Source organism: Guptibacillus hwajinpoensis (genome assembly GCF_020171785.1).
GTDB classification, from domain to species: domain Bacteria; phylum Bacillota; class Bacilli; order Bacillales; family Guptibacillaceae; genus Guptibacillus; species Guptibacillus sedimenti.
The window spans coordinates 522,316-537,970 of record NZ_JAIVAE010000003.1 but is presented as its reverse complement, the minus strand read 5'-3'; the positions used below and the strand labels follow the sequence as shown (position 1 = coordinate 537,970).

Sequence of the window (15,655 nt, the reverse complement as noted above, 5' to 3'; positions counted from 1 at the left end):
ACATTATGGCTGAAAATCGTCATGAAGCATTAGGACTTTCAGATGAAAGAGTGCTTGAAATGTTTGAAACTATGTTAATGGCTCGTAAAATCGATGAGCGCATGTGGTTACTGAATCGCGCTGGTAAAATCCCTTTTGTTATTTCCTGTCAGGGACAAGAAGCGGCTCAGGTTGGATCTGCATTTGCAATGGATCCAGAGAAAGATTTTGTTGCGCCGTATTACCGTGATATGGGCGTAGTCCTTTCTTTCGGTATGACAGCAAAAGATCTGATGCTTTCAGGTTTCGCTAAAGCAGAAGATCCAAACTCAGCAGGTCGTCAAATGCCGGGTCACTTTGGACAGAAGAAGAACAACATCATTACTGGCTCTTCACCTGTAACAACTCAGGTGCCTCATGCAGTTGGTTTTGCTCTCGCGGGTCGCATGGAAGGGAAAGACCTAGTAACGTTCTGTTCGTTTGGAGAAGGCTCATCCAATCAGGGAGATTTTCATGAGGCGGCTAACTTTGCTGGCGTGCATAAGTTACCAGTGCTCTTCGTTTGTGAAAACAACAAATACGCGATTTCAGTACCAGTTTCAAAGCAGTTAGCTTGTGAGAAAGTTTCTGATCGCGCGATTGGTTATGGAATGCCTGGTGTAACGGTTGATGGAAATGATCCACTTGCTGTTTATGAAGCTGCGAAAGAAGCGGTAGAAAGAGGGCGCCGAGGCGATGGCCCAACATTGATTGAGACTGTATCTTATCGTTTAACACCTCACTCAAGTGATGACGATGATCGCGCTTATCGTACGCGTGAAGAAGTTGAAGAAGCGAAGAAAAAGGATGCTGTTATTACGTTTGCAGCTTATTTAAAAGAAGTAGGCGTGTTAACTGATGAAATTGAAAAAGAAATTCATGAGCGTGTTCAAAAAGAAGTAGATGAAGCAACAGAGTACGCAGAAAATGCAGACTATGCACCGGCTGAAGATGCATTGAAGTATGTATACGAAGAGTAAGGAGGAACCATTATGCCAGTTATTTCATATATTCAAGCGATAACCCAGGCTTTAAGAGAAGAAATGCAGCGCGATGAGAAAGTTTTTGTACTAGGCGAGGATGTTGGTGTACGCGGAGGTGTTTTCCGCGCTACGGACGGTCTTTATGACGAGTTTGGTGAACACCGTGTGATTGATACTCCACTTGCAGAATCAGCCATTGCTGGTGTTGGAATTGGTGCTGCCATGTACGGAATGAGACCTGTTGCAGAAATGCAGTTTGCAGATTTTATTATGCCTGCTGTTAACCAAATTGTATCTGAAGCAGCGAAGATTCGTTATCGGTCAAACAATGATTGGAATTGCCCTATTACAATACGTGCGCCTTATGGTGGTGGCGTTCACGGTGCACTTTATCATTCACAATCAGTCGAAGCGCTTTTTGCTAACGTCCCTGGACTTAAAATTGTTATGCCTTCTACCCCTTACGATGCAAAAGGGCTGTTAAAAGCTGCCATTCGTGATAATGATCCGGTTCTTTTCTTTGAGCATAAGCGTGCTTATCGGTTGATCAAAGGCCAGGTCCCTGAAGAAGAGTATACGCTTCCTATTGGAAAAGCTGATGTAAAACGTGAAGGTGACGATATTACAGTAATTACATACGGTCTAAGCGTGCACTTTGCTCTTCAAGCAGCAGAGAAGCTTGAAAAAGACGGTATTTCTGCACATGTTCTAGATCTTCGTACAGTCTACCCATTGGACCGTGAGTCCATTGTAGAAGCTGCGAAAAAGACAGGTAAAGTTCTTCTTGTTACGGAAGACAATAAAGAAGGAAGTATCATTGGTGAAGTTTCTGCCATTATTGCAGAAGAATGTCTCTTTGATCTTGATGCGCCGATTCAACGCTTAGCAGGACCGGATGTACCGGCTATGCCGTACTCCCCACCGATGGAGAAGTACTTTATGCTAAATCCTGACAAAGTAGAAAAAGCAATGCGCGAACTAGCAGAATACTAAAAGATTGTAAGAAGTGGAGGGTTTATTGTGGCAGTTGAAAAAATACTGATGCCTCAACTTGGAGAAAGTGTCACAGAAGGAACGATTGAAAAATGGCTCGTTGAAGTCGGTGATACTGTAAACAAATATGATCCAATTGCAGAGGTAAATACAGATAAAGTGAATGCGGAAGTACCTTCATCTTATTCAGGAGTTATTAAAGAACTAGTCGCTGGAGAAGGCGATACAATTGAAGTCGGTGAGCTTGTATGTTATATCGATGTTGAAGGTGGAGCAGCTAAAGAAGAAAAGCAGGAAGAGTCAACAGGTCAACAGGCGATTGAAAATATTTCTGAAGAAAAGAAAGAGCAGGATGAGGATCAGCCGATGAAACGTCGCTACTCACCAGCAGTTCTTCGTATGTCTCAAGAGAATAATATCGACCTTGAACAAATTAGCGGTTCTGGTAAAGGTGGTCGTATTACCCGAAAAGATATTCAGAAGGTAATTGACTCAGGTGAAATTCCAGCACCAAAGCAAGAACAAACTCCTGCTGAAAACAAAAAAGAAGAGAAGAGTGAAGCTCCAAAAGCTCCAAAAGCTCCATCAAAATCAGTGCCAGAATCAAAAGCCGTTGATGTTCCTGTTGCAGATGGCGATATTGAGATTCCAGTGACAGGTGTTCGACGCGCCATTGCAAACAATATGCTTCGCAGTAAGCATGAAGCTCCACATGCGTGGACAATGGTGGAAGTAGATGTAACAAATCTTGTGGAATACCGTAATGGGATTAAAGATGATTTCAAAAAGAAAGAAGGGTATGGTTTAACGTTCTTTGCTTTCTTTGTTAAAGCTGTCGTCGAAGCACTTAAAGAATTCCCTCAAATGAATTCGATGTGGGCTGGAGATAAAATCGTTCAGAAAAAAGATATTAATATTTCGATTGCGGTTGGAACAGATGAATCACTTTTCGTTCCGGTTATTAAGAACGCTGATGAGAAATCAATTAAAGGAATTGCTCGTGAAGTGAAAGAACTCGCCCAAAAAGCCAAAACTGGTAAGCTCAAAGGTGAAGAAATGCAGGCTGGAACGTTTACAGTAAATAACACTGGCTCATTTGGCTCTGTTCAATCTATGGGCATTATAAATTATCCTCAAGCTGCTATTCTTCAAGTAGAGAGCATTGTAAAACGACCAGTTGTTATGAATAACGGGATGATTGCTGTCCGGGATATGGTAAATCTTTGCCTTTCTCTTGATCACAGAGTACTTGATGGTATGATTTGCGGTAAGTTTCTTGCTCGAGTGAAGGAAAACCTAGAAACTATCTCAAAAGAAAACACATCTGTTTACTAAAATGTACAGCCATCTCATTAAGGGATGGCTGTTTTTTTTGATAGAATGAAAGCGTTTCTTGGAAAAGTGTAGTGATTCGCGATACAATAAGAAAGAAAGCGATTTGAATTAAGGGAGGAATCTAGCATGTCAATGGACTTTAATCTATTTATGAATGATGTTGTCGCAACAGCTCGTGAAGAGATCAAAGCAGCAGGATATAAAGAATTAACAACACCTGAAGAGGTAGAAGAGGTAGTGACAAGTAAAGGAACGACACTTGTGATGGTCAACTCAGTTTGTGGGTGTGCAGGAGGCGTTGCGCGTCCTGCCGCAAGGATGGCGATCAATAACGAGAAAACACCAGATAATCTTGTAACGGTTTTTGCCGGTCAAGATAAAGAAGCAACAGCAAAAGCACGTTCTTATTTTACAGGGTTTGCACCATCTTCTCCTTCGTTTGCTATTCTAAAAGACGGAGAAATCATTAACATGGTAGAACGTCATGAAATTGAAGGAAGCGATCCCGAAGAAGTATCCGGAATGTTACAATATTTATTCAATAAATATTGTTAATAGCTTTTCAGTGAGCACCAGGCAAAATGCCTGGTGTTTTTTTATGCATTATTTATTCGTTTTAAATTTTATGAAACTAAATACAATAGTGAGTGTTTGTGAAAATAACAGAATATACAGAAAAGAATTACTTTAATTTATATGAAAATATATGAATAAACATGTAGAATAAGAACGAGATATCTGATATAGTGATAAATATTCAAGTAAACGAATTATTATACATTTATCAGGGGGAATAAAAATGAAGAAAAATTGGTTAATCGTGATAGTCGGATTATTTATGGTTATGGGGCTTGCTGCTTGCGGATCTTCAAATGAAGATGCAAATCAAGAGGATGGAGGTAATTCAGAAAAAACTCTTGTAATGGGTACTTCTGCTGATTATCCGCCATTTGAATATATTGATTCTGCTCAGGGAGAAGAGATCATTGGATTTGACGTGGATATTGCTAATTATATTGCAGAAGAGTTAGGTTATAAAGTTGAGATCAAAGACATGGATTTTAGTGGACTAATTACTGCTTTAAGTAGTGAGCGTGTCGATTTTGTTCTTGCAGGGATGACACCTACAGAGGAGCGTAAGGAGAATGTTGACTTCTCGGATATTTATTATTCAGCTAACCATATGATCGTCTCTTCAACGGATAATGAAATGGTAAAACCAGAAGATCTCGATGGAGCAAAAGTAGGGGTTCAACTTGGCTCGATTCAAGAAGACAAAGCTAACGAATTAAAAGAAAGTGGAATCGAAATGGAAATCATCACGTTAAATCGCATTCCAGAACTGATTCAAGAACTTAAATCAGGGCGTTATGATGCCATTATTATTGAAGATACTGTAGCAAAAGGCTACTTAGAAAGTAATGACGATCTAACTGGTGAGAATCTTCCAAATACAGAAGAGGCGGGGTCAGCTGTCGCTTTCCCGAAAGATAGTGAGTTAACGAAAGAGTTTAACGAAGTCATTAAGGAAATGAAGGATAATGGTAAGATGGACGAGCTTATCGAAAAGTGGTTTGGACAGGACACCGTAGAATAACATCATAGAAGAAAGGATGAACAGGCATGAATTTAGATTTCGGTCAATTCGTGCCTAATATTCCATACATCCTGCAAGGAATATTGGTCACGTTAAAATTTGTTAGTGTTTCAGCTATAGTAGGATTTGTACTCGGCACAATACTTGCTTTATTTAAAATCGGGCGAGTCAAGATGCTTAGTTGGCTAGCTGATGCTTATACATCTGTTTTCAGAGGTACCCCTCTTATCTTACAGTTATTATTATTTTATCATGCAACGCCTCAGTTAACAGGTTATGATATTTCAGCTTTTGAAGCGGGTGTTCTCTCATTTGGTCTCAACTCTGCCGCCTATATATCTGAGATAATACGAGCAGGAATTCGTGCAGTAGACACTGGACAAAATGAAGCTGCTGCTGCCCTGGGTATTCCTTATCGTCCAATGATGAAGGATATTATCTTGCCGCAAGCTATGAAAAACATTTTACCTGCTCTTATGAATGAGTTTATTACATTAACAAAAGAATCTGCGATTGTTTCTGTTATTGGTGTTTTTGATATTATGAGACGAAGTCAGATCGTGGCTGCTGAGAAATTCAAATACTTTGAACCGTTACTAATTGCAGGGATTATTTACTATTTGCTTGTTATGATTTTAACGCTGATAGGAAAAATAGTAGAAAGGAGAATGAGTCGCAGTGATTAAAGTAGAAAACCTTCACAAAAAATTCGGGAACAATGAAGTATTAAGTGGTATTAATACATCGATTAAGAAAGGTGAAGTGGTTGCGATTATAGGCCCTTCTGGATCTGGTAAGTCGACTCTTCTTCGGTGTTTAAATCAATTGGAACAAGTTAGTTCTGGTTCAATATGGGTGGATGATAAGAAACTAACAGACTCATCTACAAATATCATGGACTTACGCCAGACAGTTGGAATGGTCTTTCAACATTTCCACCTCTTTCCACATAAAACCGTTCTAGAAAACCTTATCTACGCACCAATGAAAGTAAAGGGAATAAAGCGTGATATTGCTGAGGCAAAAGCTCACGAGCTCCTTTTACAAGTAGGTCTATCGATGAAGGAGAATGAGTATCCAAAGCGCTTGTCTGGTGGACAAAAACAACGTGTTGCGATTGCCAGAGCCCTAGCAATGGAGCCAGAATATATGTTGTTTGATGAACCTACATCTGCACTTGATCCTGAGATGGTTAAAGAGGTATTAGACGTCATGAAAGATCTTGGGCAATCTGGGATGACGATGGTCATCGTTACACATGAAATGGCATTTGCAAGAGAAGCGGCAGATCGAATTTTGTTTTTAGATGAAGGAAAACTTGTTGAGGAAAGTGAACCTAGTTCATTCTTTAACCACCCTAAAACAGATAGAGCAAAAGTATTCTTAGATAAAGTGTTGTAAAGTGAACATTCGTGTTCACTTTTTTGTTTTATTAAGTGTTTATTATGTATTCAATAGAATATTTATCATGAAAGCGTTATCTATACGAAATTAACTGTTCAATCAAGAGAAAATAGTTTAGACTCTGATAATTGAAGGATATTAAAGAAGTAACTCTTATTGTGGAAGGAAGAATTTTTATTGAAAGTGAAAATTGGCTATCGAACGTTAAAAACAGCAATAGGAACTGGGGTTGCTATCACCATTGCGCAACTTTTCTCACTTGATAACTATGTTTCTGCCGGTATTTTAACGATTCTTTGTATTAAACCAACAACTAAACGATCATTTCGAAGTTCTTGGGAACGGTTTTTAGCTTGTTTACTTGGTATTGTATTTAGTGCAGTATTTTTTGAAGGAATTGGTTATACACCGTTTAGCATATCTTTATTGCTACTCTTCTTTATACCAGTGGTTGTTGCGATAAAAGCAACGGAAGGTGTTATTACAAGTTCAGTTATCATACTCCATATTTATAATTTCAATCATGTAAGTTGGGGAATTGTATGGAATGAAGTAGCGATTATTGTCATAGGAATTGGGGTTGCACTTCTCTTTAATTTGTATATGCCCAGCCTTGAAAAAGATTTGTTGAATATCAGAAAACAAATCGAAGAAAAATTTTCAATTATCCTTATGGAGTATGCTGTTTATCTTCGTGAAGGGGAAAGTAACTGGGATGGAAAAGAGATCATTGAAGTTGGTGACTTACTTCAGTATGCTAAGAACCTTGCACTCAAAGATATAGAAAATCACATGTTACGTGATGATGATAAATATTATGTTTATTTTAAAATGCGCGAAAAACAATTTGCGATCTTGGAGAGAGTGTTACCAATTATTTCATCTCTTGATCAAACTTATATTCATGGTCGTACAATGGCTGACTTCATGGAGAAGCTTAGTAGCTCAGTAAAGCCCCAAAATACAGCAAATGTTTTTCTAGAAGAATTAGAAACGATGCGTGAGGAATTTCGGAATTCTCCACTGCCTGCAGATCGTGAAGAGTTTGAAACGCGCTCAGCCCTTCTGTATTTCCTAAATGAAGTCGAACAATATTTGTTACTAAAGCGTTACTTTAAACCAGGCGCTTTTTCAAAAGCTGAATGAATCCTATAAATGGTTGCATGATAGAGAATAAAAGGAGTGATACATTTGTTCTCTATCATGTTATCGCTGTATTTATCGGTATCCATTCTCTTTCCATTCGGTACTCAGCCAAATGCAGGTGATCCATTTCTTATTGTAAATAAGAAGGTAAACGAACTAGCTTATATTGATGGAAATGAAGTTCAGCGTGTTTTATCGGTAGCGACTGGTAAAAGTATCGATCAGACTCCTGAAGGTCTATTTACAGTAATTGTGAAGGCGGAAAATCCTTATTACAGAAAGAAAAATATTGAAGGTGGAGTGAAAGAGAATCCGCTTGGTACAAGGTGGATTGGTTTTGATGCAAAAGGAACAAACGGAAGAACTTATGGCGTCCATGGAACAAATCGTCCAGATTCAATTGGGAAATATACAACTGCTGGATGTATTCGACTTTTAAATGAGGAAGTTGAACTGCTTTATAATGACATACCAATTGGAACTAAAATTCTAATTACTTCAAGCGATCAATCTTTTGATGAATTGGCAAGTAAAGCTGGAGCGATAGGAGAAACACATTGAATTAAAGTGATTATAAAAAGAAGAAGCTGTCTAATGGCAGCTTCTTCTTTTCTATGCTTTGTTTCCTATATTTGTGAATGAGCTAGTTGAAAACGTGTTGTCATTAAAACAACATCGCTGTTGCTCCAGCAAATAAACTAAGAAGCATCGAAATAATCATAATATAAACAACGATCTTTGTAGCTTTACGAGGCATGAGAGTCCCTCCCAAAATAAGCATTCTATCGTTATTTTACAATGATTTGTTAGGTTGGACAAGACTATCCTTGATGAAACTAGAAAGTGCTTCGACAAATTTTACGAATTTTAGAGGAAAACGCTTACTTTATCCAGAATTAGATATAAGTTAGACATCTAAATTTCTAATCGATTTAATTATGAGGAAGACAACAGGGAGGAATGGGGATGGAGACAGAAAAGAAAGATTTTCAAAGTCAATTCGAGGAATGGAAAGCACTAACTGAAAAATTAATCGAGAAATTTCCGGAGAAAAAAGAAGCGTTTAAGACGAGCTCTGGAATTGACATAGACCGTCTTGGACATCCGGATCACTTAGATCAGCATTACATGGAGAAACTGGGTTTACCGGGACAATATCCATACACACGAGGGATTCAACCAACCATGTATCGTGGTAGAACATGGACAATGAGACAATATGCGGGGTTTGGCTCAGCTGAGGAAACCAATCGTCGCTTTCGCTATTTACTTGATCAAGGTCAAACTGGCTTATCCGTTGCCTTCGATCTTCCAACGCAGATTGGATATGATTCGGATGATATGATGGCAAAAGGAGAAGTTGGTAAAGTAGGCGTAGCGATTGATTCACTCGATGATATGGAAGCGCTTTTACGAGATATCCCCCTTGATAAAGTGAGTACGTCCATGACGATTAATGCGCCGGCATCAGTATTGCTAGCGATGTACATCGTCGTAGCAGAAAAACAGGGAGTATCGCAAGAACAAATTTCTGGAACGATCCAGAATGACATTCTAAAAGAATATATAGCAAGGGGAACATATATTTTTCCTCCAAAACCATCTATGCGATTGATTACAGACATTTTTGCTTATTGCGCAGAGTATGTACCGAGATGGAATACGATTAGTATATCTGGCTACCACATTCGAGAAGCGGGTTCGACTGCGGCTCAAGAACTAGCATTTACCATTGCGAATGGTATTGCTTATGTCGATGCAGCAATTGAGACGGGATTAAAAGTCGACGATTTTGCGCCAAGGCTAGCTTTCTTTTTTAATGGGCACAATCAATTCCTTGAAGAAGTTGCGAAATTTAGAGCAGCTCGAAGAATCTGGGCTAAAATTATGAAAGAACGGTACGGTGCAAAAAAGCCGAAAAGTCTGCAGCTCCGTTTTCACACTCAAGTTGCTGGATCAACGTTAACAGCCCAACAGCCAGACAACAATATCGTCCGGGTGACCATTCAAGCACTTGCGGCTGTTCTAGGAGGGACACAGAGCCTTCATACAAATGCGAAAGATGAAGCGTTAGCTTTACCAACGGAAGATTCCGCACGAATTGCTCTAAGAACCCAGCAGATTATTGCAAACGAAAGCGGCGTAACCGATACGGTTGATCCCCTTGGTGGCTCTTATTTTATCGAGAATTTGACTGATCAACTTGAAGCGTATGTTTTTGATTATATTCGTAAGATCGATGACATGGGCGGAGCAGTGTCCGCAGTTGAACAGGGCTATATGCAGCGCGAAATTCACCAAGCTTCTTATGAAACGCAAAAGAAAATCGAGAGTGGTGAAGAAGTCGTCGTGGGCATGAATCAATACAAGTTAGAAGACGAACCTAAGCCAGAATTACATCGTATTGATCCTGAGCTTCAACGGAAACAAATTGAAAAGCTTGAAACTTTAAGGACTACAAGAGATCAGCATCGAGTGAGCGCTCGGTTGGAGGAATTAAGGTCGGGAGCTAAAGGCACAAGTAATTTAATGCCGCTTATTATTAATTGTGTACGAGATTATTGTACAGTCGGTGAAATATGCGGCATACTCCGAGAAGAATTTGGCGAATACACTGGAATCTAAACAAACGGGAGTGGAAAGAGATGAAGAAGATACGCGTTTTAATTGCAAAGCCAGGTCTTGATGGTCATGATAGAGGCGCTCTTGTAATCGCCCAGGCCCTTCGTGATTATGGAATGGAAGTAATCTATACGGGTTTAAGGCAAACGCCCCAACAAATCGTCACAGCTGCAATCCAAGAAGATGTGGATGCGATTGGCTTATCTTGCTTATCAGGTGCACATAATGAACTATTCCCTGAAATTGTTTCACTGCTAGAACAGCGCAATGCGGGGGATATTATCGTTGTGGGAGGCGGAGTTATTCCATGGGAAGATATCCCATTCTTAGAATCAAAAGGAATTCAAAAGGTATTTACGCCAGGTACGCCAACTAAAGATACAGCTGTTTTTATCGAAAAAGCAGTGTACGAGCGAGACGGAATCGATCAATCCATTAAAGAACCTCCTAAAAAAATTGATCACATCGGAATTGCAGTATCTTCTCTAGAAGAGGCACTCCCTTTTTATGTGAACCAGCTTCATTTGAAACTAGAGGCAATCGAAGAAGTTGTTTCAGAAGGGGTGAAAGTGGCTTTTATGAAAATCGGTGAGTCTAGAATAGAACTTCTAGAGCCTATTGGAGAATCAAGTCCGATTGCTTCATTTATTAATAAAAGAGGCGAAGGAATTCATCACATCGCACTTGCAGACGATCGAATTGAAGACAGGCTACGTGAACTTTCTGAAAACGGTGTGAAACTTATTCATGAAACGCCTGTTAAAGGTGCTGGTGGAGCGAATATTGCATTTCTGCATCCTAAATCAGCAAGAGGGGTTCTGTATGAACTTTGTGATAAACCTTCGAAGGAGGCAGAATAATGGATATGTATGATAAAATCAATGAATTGTATGATCGACGGAGGGAAGTAGAGCTTGGAGGTGGGGATGAACGAATTAACAAACAGCATGAGAAAGGAAAGTTAACGGCTCGAGAACGAATTGATTTACTCGTTGACCCGGGTACGTTTGTTGAACTTAATTCGTTTATTGAACATCGATCTCAAGATTTTGGAATGGGAGATGTAAAAGCGCCGGGTGAAGGTGTGGTCACCGGTTATGGAAAGGTGCATGGCCGTCCTATTTACCTATTTGCGCAAGATTTTACTGTTTTTGGCGGAGCGCTAGGTGAAATGCATGCCAAAAAAGTAGCCCACGTTATGGATCTTGCAGCGCGTAATGGTGCGCCAATTATTGGTTTGAACGACTCTGGAGGTGCGAGAATTCAAGAAGGTGTGGTATCATTGGATGGGTATGGACACATTTTTTATCGTAACTCCATCTATTCTGGTGTGATTCCACAAATTTCGGTGATTATGGGGCCATGTGCAGGCGGAGCTGTTTATTCCCCTGCAATTACAGATTTTGTGTTTATGGTAGAAGATACGAGTCAGATGTTTATAACTGGACCTAAAGTCATTGAAACGGTTACACGTGAGAAGATTACTGCAGAAGACCTTGGTGGTGCGAAAGTCCATCGTTCTAAAAGTGGTAATGCTCATTTTACAGGTAAAACAGAAGAAGAGGTTCTCACAAGCGTTCGTGATTTGATTCGTTATTTACCATCAAATAATGAAGAAAAGAGTCCCATCATTAAAAGTGAAGAACGTGACGATTTCTGTGCAGATCTTGCTGACATTGTTCCATTTGATGCGACCAGGCCATATGACGTTAGAACGGTGATTGATGCAGTAGTAGATAAAGACTCATTTCTTGAAGTACAAAAATATTTTGCGAAAAACATTGTTGTTGGTTTTGCAAGAATAAAAGGTGAGACGGTAGGAATGGTCTGCAATCAGCCAAAAGTTATGGCTGGTGGACTCGACATTGATTCATCTGACAAGCTTGCGCGCTTTATTCGGTTCTGTGATTCTTTTAATATTCCATTAATTACGTTTGAAGATGTTACGGGGTTTTTCCCGGGTATTAAACAGGAGCATGGAGGTATTATCCGCCATGGAGCTAAAATTCTTTATTCCTATTCAGAAGCGACCGTACCCAAAATTACGGTTATCCTAAGGAAAGCATACGGTGGCGCATATGTCGCTTTAAATTCTAAATCCATTGGAGCCGATCTCGTGTATGCATGGCCAAATGCTGAAATTGCCGTAATGGGCCCGGAAGGTGCAGCAAATGTGATTTTTGCAAGAGAAATTAATGAGAGTGAAGATCCGGAAGCAACAAGAGCTGCAAAGATTGAAGAATATCGTGAGAAGTTCGCGAACCCATACATAGCTGCTTCACGTGGAATGGTTGATGACGTCATCGATCCAAGAGAAACGAGGAAGAAACTGATTGAAGCGCTCGAAATGATGCGGAATAAGCACGAAGAACGCCCTAAGAAGAAACACGGCAATATCCCGCTTTAAACCGATTTCTAGGAGGCACAAACAACATGATTAATGAACAAAGACTAGTAGACGAATTTTTAGAGTTGGTTCAAATTGATTCTGAAACGAAACACGAGAAGAAAATTGCTGCCATTTTAAAGGAGAAATTCACATCGCTTGGTGTGGAAGTAGAAGAAGATGATGCTGCAGATAAGACAGATCATGAGGCAGGGAACTTAATCTGCACGCTTAAAGGGAACGTTGACAAAGCAGACCCGATTTACTTTACTTCTCATATGGATACAGTAGTGCCAGGTAAGGGCGTTAAGCCATCCATCAAAGATGGGTATGTGGTAACCGATGGAACAACGATCCTTGGAGCCGATGATAAAACAGGTTTAGCGGCTATGTTTGAAGCCATTCGCGTATTAAAAGAACAAAACATTGAGCATGGAACGATTCAGTTTATTATTACCGTTGGAGAAGAATCAGGGCTTCAAGGTGCAAAAGTTCTTGATCCTGAAAAGCTAATCGCCAAATTCGGTTATGCGCTTGATAGTGATGGTGAAGTCGGAAAAATCATTACCGCTGCTCCTACGCAAGCGAAAATAAAAGCAACCATTTATGGTAAAACAGCTCATGCTGGTGTTGCACCTGAAAAAGGCGTTTCAGCGATCACAATGGCAGCCAAATCAATCGCGAAAATGCCGCTTGGTCGACTTGACGATGAAACAACAGCGAATATCGGTCGGTTTGAAGGTGGTTCTCAAACAAACATTGTTTGTGATCATGTAGAAGTGCTAGCTGAAGCACGCTCACTCGTTCCTGAGAAAATGGAAGCGCAAGTAGAGAAAATGAAACAGGCTTTCGAAAAAACGGCTTCAGAAATGGGTGGGTCCGTAGATCTTGATATTAAGGTGATGTACCCTGGTTTCAAGTTCAATGATGGTGACTATGTCGTTGAAGTAGCAAAAAAAGCAATGGAAAAGATTGGCCGTTCTCCTGAGCTATTAACTAGCGGTGGTGGAAGTGATGCCAATGTGATTGCTGGGCATGGTATTCCTACAGTCAATCTTGCAGTTGGTTACGAAGAAATTCATACAACGAATGAACGCATGCCTGTAAAAGAGCTTGTAAAGGTATCTGAAGCAGTGGTTTCGATCATTAAAGAAGTTGCCAACGCTTAAGTTTAAAAAACGTTTAGAACATTGTCGATTTTCGGCAATGTTCTCTTTTTTGTTACATCCACCTTTGTGGCACTGCTTCTATATTATGTTAAAATAGAACGGTATGATTATAATTATTGAAGTGGAAGCGGTGTTAAAATGGACTCTATTCAAACTCATAAACTGATGAATTATATGCGAGGAACTTATAAAGTACTGGAAAATGAATGGCAAAAAAATGCGAGAGAAATTGGATTAACTCAAGCCGAACAGCATGTGATGTGGATTGTTTATTTGGAAGAAGAAGTTACCATTACAAGAGTTTCAGAAATTGGGCTTTGGGACGTATCAACAGTTATGCAGGTGTTAAAACGTTTGAAAAACAAACTGTTTGTCAAACTTGATAAGAAAGCGAACGACCGGCGCGTATCATACGTGACCTTAACGGAAGAAGGTCACCATAAAGTGGAAGCTAGTACACAGTATTCCTATGCGGTCATGAATTACTTAGATGAGTATCGCTCAAAATCAGCTGAAAATGCTGAATTTCTAGATGCGATGTACGAATTTCAAATGGAATTCAACCAGCATTTTCACGGTAGTGAATTTGTGAAATGGATAGAACGAAAGCAAGCACTCACCACGTGAGACAGGAGACCTCTCCTGTCTTTTTAGCATGAGTGGGGGAAACGCAACGGTTTCGATAGAGGGCTTTAAGGAGATGGATGGAATGGACCTTAGTACAAAGGGAAGAGGAAGAATTATTTTTCATGTGGATATGAACAGTTTTTACGCTTCTGTCGAAGTCGCTCATAACCCAAAACTTCGAGGAAAACCTCTTGCTATTGCCGGGAATGTAGAGGAAAGGCGAGGTATTGTGGTAACGAGTAGCTATGAAGCGAGAAAGAAAGGTGTCAAAACAACTATGCCGGTTTGGGAAGCCAAAAAGCACTGTCCTGAACTTCTCATTATGCCGCCTAATTTTCCACTTTACCGACAAACCTCTCTCCAAATTTTTGAACTATTAGAAACCTACACGCCACTCGTTCAGCCAGTTTCCATTGATGAAGGGTATTTAGATATAACAGAAGATTGTGGACATCGGAATCCTATTGAAATAGCGGAGGAAATTCAAAATCGTATTCATGCTGAAATTGGCATCCCTTGTAGTATTGGAATTGCACCAAATAAATTTTTAGCAAAGATGGCATCTGATATGAAAAAGCCTTTAGGGATTACCATTCTTCGTAAACGAGAGTTAGATCAATTGCTCTGGCCACTTGATGTTGGGGAAATGCATGGGGTAGGAAAGAAAACAAAAGAGAAATTACTTGAGCTAGAAATTAAAACCATTCACGATCTAGCTCATGCGAATCCTCTACAACTTGAAATGAAGCTAGGCATTAATGGAAGAAGGTTACATGAGCGTGCCAACGGACGAGACAACCGCCCCGTTAATCCAGATGCGATAGATGAATTTAAAAGTGTTGGCAATTCCACTACGTTTCCGGAAGATCTTATTGATCATCACCGTATTCATACCGCACTCACAAATTTATCTGATTCCGTAGCTAAGCGGATGGCCAAAAAGAACGTTCTTAGTTTTAATATTCAGCTAACGATACGTTACAGTGATCGAACAACCGTTACTAGAAGTAGAAAACTTCAAAATCCAATATCTCAGTCTGCGGACATTCTTGAAGCTGCTCAAGCTCTCTTTGAGAAGAATTGGTCAGGGCAGCCGATTCGCTTACTTGGCGTAACAGGACAGCAGCTAGTTGATCGAAACGAGGCCACTGTTCAGCTTGATTTATTTTCTTTTGAAGCGGATTCAAAACGACACAATCTTCAGAATACGATTGGTTCAATCCGATCCAAATATGGCGAGGGAGCTCTTCTTAAAGGAAATCAACTCGGTAAGGATGGGAGTCATAAGTTAAGAGATGAGAAAAGGCGTGGTACAAGTTTAGATCGTGATTTCCTCTGGAAGTATAAGCAAGATAAGGATTAATCGATATCACAC

At 39.9% G+C, this 15,655-nt stretch carries 16 protein-coding genes; 15 read left to right on the top strand and 1 reads right to left on the bottom strand.

Annotated features, from left to right (window positions below):
• Positions 1-5: 5 nt before the first annotated feature.
• The 9 genes from LCL91_RS06745 to LCL91_RS06705 all read left to right on the top strand — a co-directional run bounded on the left by LCL91_RS06745 (position 6) and on the right by LCL91_RS06705 (position 8,037).
• On the top strand, positions 6-998 hold the full coding sequence (locus tag LCL91_RS06745; RefSeq protein WP_224881093.1) for a thiamine pyrophosphate-dependent dehydrogenase E1 component subunit alpha: 993 nt from the start codon (positions 6-8) through the stop codon (positions 996-998).
• A 12-nt stretch (positions 999-1,010) separates the two neighbouring features.
• Positions 1,011-1,994: an alpha-ketoacid dehydrogenase subunit beta gene (locus LCL91_RS06740; protein ID WP_160918842.1), complete on the top strand. Its 984-nt coding sequence runs from the start codon at positions 1,011-1,013 to the stop codon at positions 1,992-1,994.
• A gap of 27 nt (positions 1,995-2,021) precedes the next feature.
• The gene (locus LCL91_RS06735) at positions 2,022-3,329 is read left to right on the top strand and encodes a dihydrolipoamide acetyltransferase family protein (RefSeq protein ID WP_224881091.1); all 1,308 of its coding nucleotides are present in this window, start codon (positions 2,022-2,024) and stop codon (positions 3,327-3,329) included.
• Between the two features lie 126 nt (positions 3,330-3,455).
• The gene (locus tag LCL91_RS06730; RefSeq protein ID WP_159783030.1) at positions 3,456-3,884 is read left to right on the top strand and encodes a BrxA/BrxB family bacilliredoxin; all 429 of its coding nucleotides are present in this window, start codon (positions 3,456-3,458) and stop codon (positions 3,882-3,884) included.
• Between the two features lie 244 nt (positions 3,885-4,128).
• On the top strand, positions 4,129-4,926 hold the full coding sequence (locus LCL91_RS06725) for a transporter substrate-binding domain-containing protein (protein ID WP_224881088.1): 798 nt from the start codon (positions 4,129-4,131) through the stop codon (positions 4,924-4,926).
• 26 nt (positions 4,927-4,952) lie between these two features.
• Complete coding sequence (locus LCL91_RS06720) at positions 4,953-5,612, top strand: amino acid ABC transporter permease (protein WP_098444144.1); 660 nt, start codon at positions 4,953-4,955, stop codon at positions 5,610-5,612.
• On the top strand, positions 5,605-6,327 hold the full coding sequence (locus LCL91_RS06715; RefSeq protein WP_224881084.1) for an amino acid ABC transporter ATP-binding protein: 723 nt from the start codon (positions 5,605-5,607) through the stop codon (positions 6,325-6,327). The genes LCL91_RS06720 and LCL91_RS06715 overlap by 8 nt, the downstream gene beginning before the upstream one ends.
• Positions 6,328-6,507: 180 nt before the next feature.
• The gene (locus tag LCL91_RS06710; protein WP_224881082.1) at positions 6,508-7,476 is read left to right on the top strand and encodes an aromatic acid exporter family protein; all 969 of its coding nucleotides are present in this window, start codon (positions 6,508-6,510) and stop codon (positions 7,474-7,476) included.
• Positions 7,477-7,521: 45 nt separating this feature from the next.
• Positions 7,522-8,037 carry a L,D-transpeptidase gene (locus LCL91_RS06705; RefSeq protein ID WP_224881080.1) on the top strand — a complete coding sequence of 172 codons (516 nt, stop codon included), beginning with the start codon at positions 7,522-7,524 and terminating at the stop codon, positions 8,035-8,037.
• 103 nt (positions 8,038-8,140) lie between these two features.
• Here the strand turns inward: LCL91_RS06705 and prli42 are convergent, their stop codons facing one another.
• The gene (gene prli42 / locus LCL91_RS06700) at positions 8,141-8,233 is read right to left on the bottom strand and encodes a stressosome-associated protein Prli42 (RefSeq protein WP_142329569.1); all 93 of its coding nucleotides are present in this window, start codon (positions 8,231-8,233) and stop codon (positions 8,141-8,143) included.
• Positions 8,234-8,442: 209 nt separating this feature from the next.
• On the opposite strand from prli42, the gene LCL91_RS06695 reads away from it, so the two are divergent.
• The 6 genes from LCL91_RS06695 to LCL91_RS06670 all read left to right on the top strand — a co-directional run bounded on the left by LCL91_RS06695 (position 8,443) and on the right by LCL91_RS06670 (position 15,643).
• The gene (locus LCL91_RS06695) at positions 8,443-10,101 is read left to right on the top strand and encodes an acyl-CoA mutase large subunit family protein (RefSeq protein ID WP_224881078.1); all 1,659 of its coding nucleotides are present in this window, start codon (positions 8,443-8,445) and stop codon (positions 10,099-10,101) included.
• A 20-nt stretch (positions 10,102-10,121) separates the two neighbouring features.
• On the top strand, positions 10,122-10,958 hold the full coding sequence (mce, locus tag LCL91_RS06690; RefSeq protein WP_224881076.1) for a methylmalonyl-CoA epimerase: 837 nt from the start codon (positions 10,122-10,124) through the stop codon (positions 10,956-10,958).
• Positions 10,958-12,505, top strand: coding sequence for an acyl-CoA carboxylase subunit beta (locus LCL91_RS06685; protein WP_224881074.1), 1,548 nt, complete (start codon positions 10,958-10,960; stop codon positions 12,503-12,505). The genes mce and LCL91_RS06685 overlap by 1 nt, the downstream gene beginning before the upstream one ends.
• 26 nt (positions 12,506-12,531) lie before the next feature.
• On the top strand, positions 12,532-13,653 hold the full coding sequence (locus LCL91_RS06680) for a M20/M25/M40 family metallo-hydrolase (RefSeq protein ID WP_224881072.1): 1,122 nt from the start codon (positions 12,532-12,534) through the stop codon (positions 13,651-13,653).
• A 138-nt stretch (positions 13,654-13,791) separates the two neighbouring features.
• Positions 13,792-14,280 carry a BlaI/MecI/CopY family transcriptional regulator gene (locus LCL91_RS06675; RefSeq protein ID WP_224881070.1) on the top strand — a complete coding sequence of 163 codons (489 nt, stop codon included), beginning with the start codon at positions 13,792-13,794 and terminating at the stop codon, positions 14,278-14,280.
• An 82-nt stretch (positions 14,281-14,362) separates the two neighbouring features.
• Positions 14,363-15,643, top strand: coding sequence for a DNA polymerase IV (locus LCL91_RS06670; RefSeq protein WP_224881068.1), 1,281 nt, complete (start codon positions 14,363-14,365; stop codon positions 15,641-15,643).
• The last annotated feature ends 12 nt before the right edge of the window (positions 15,644-15,655 follow it).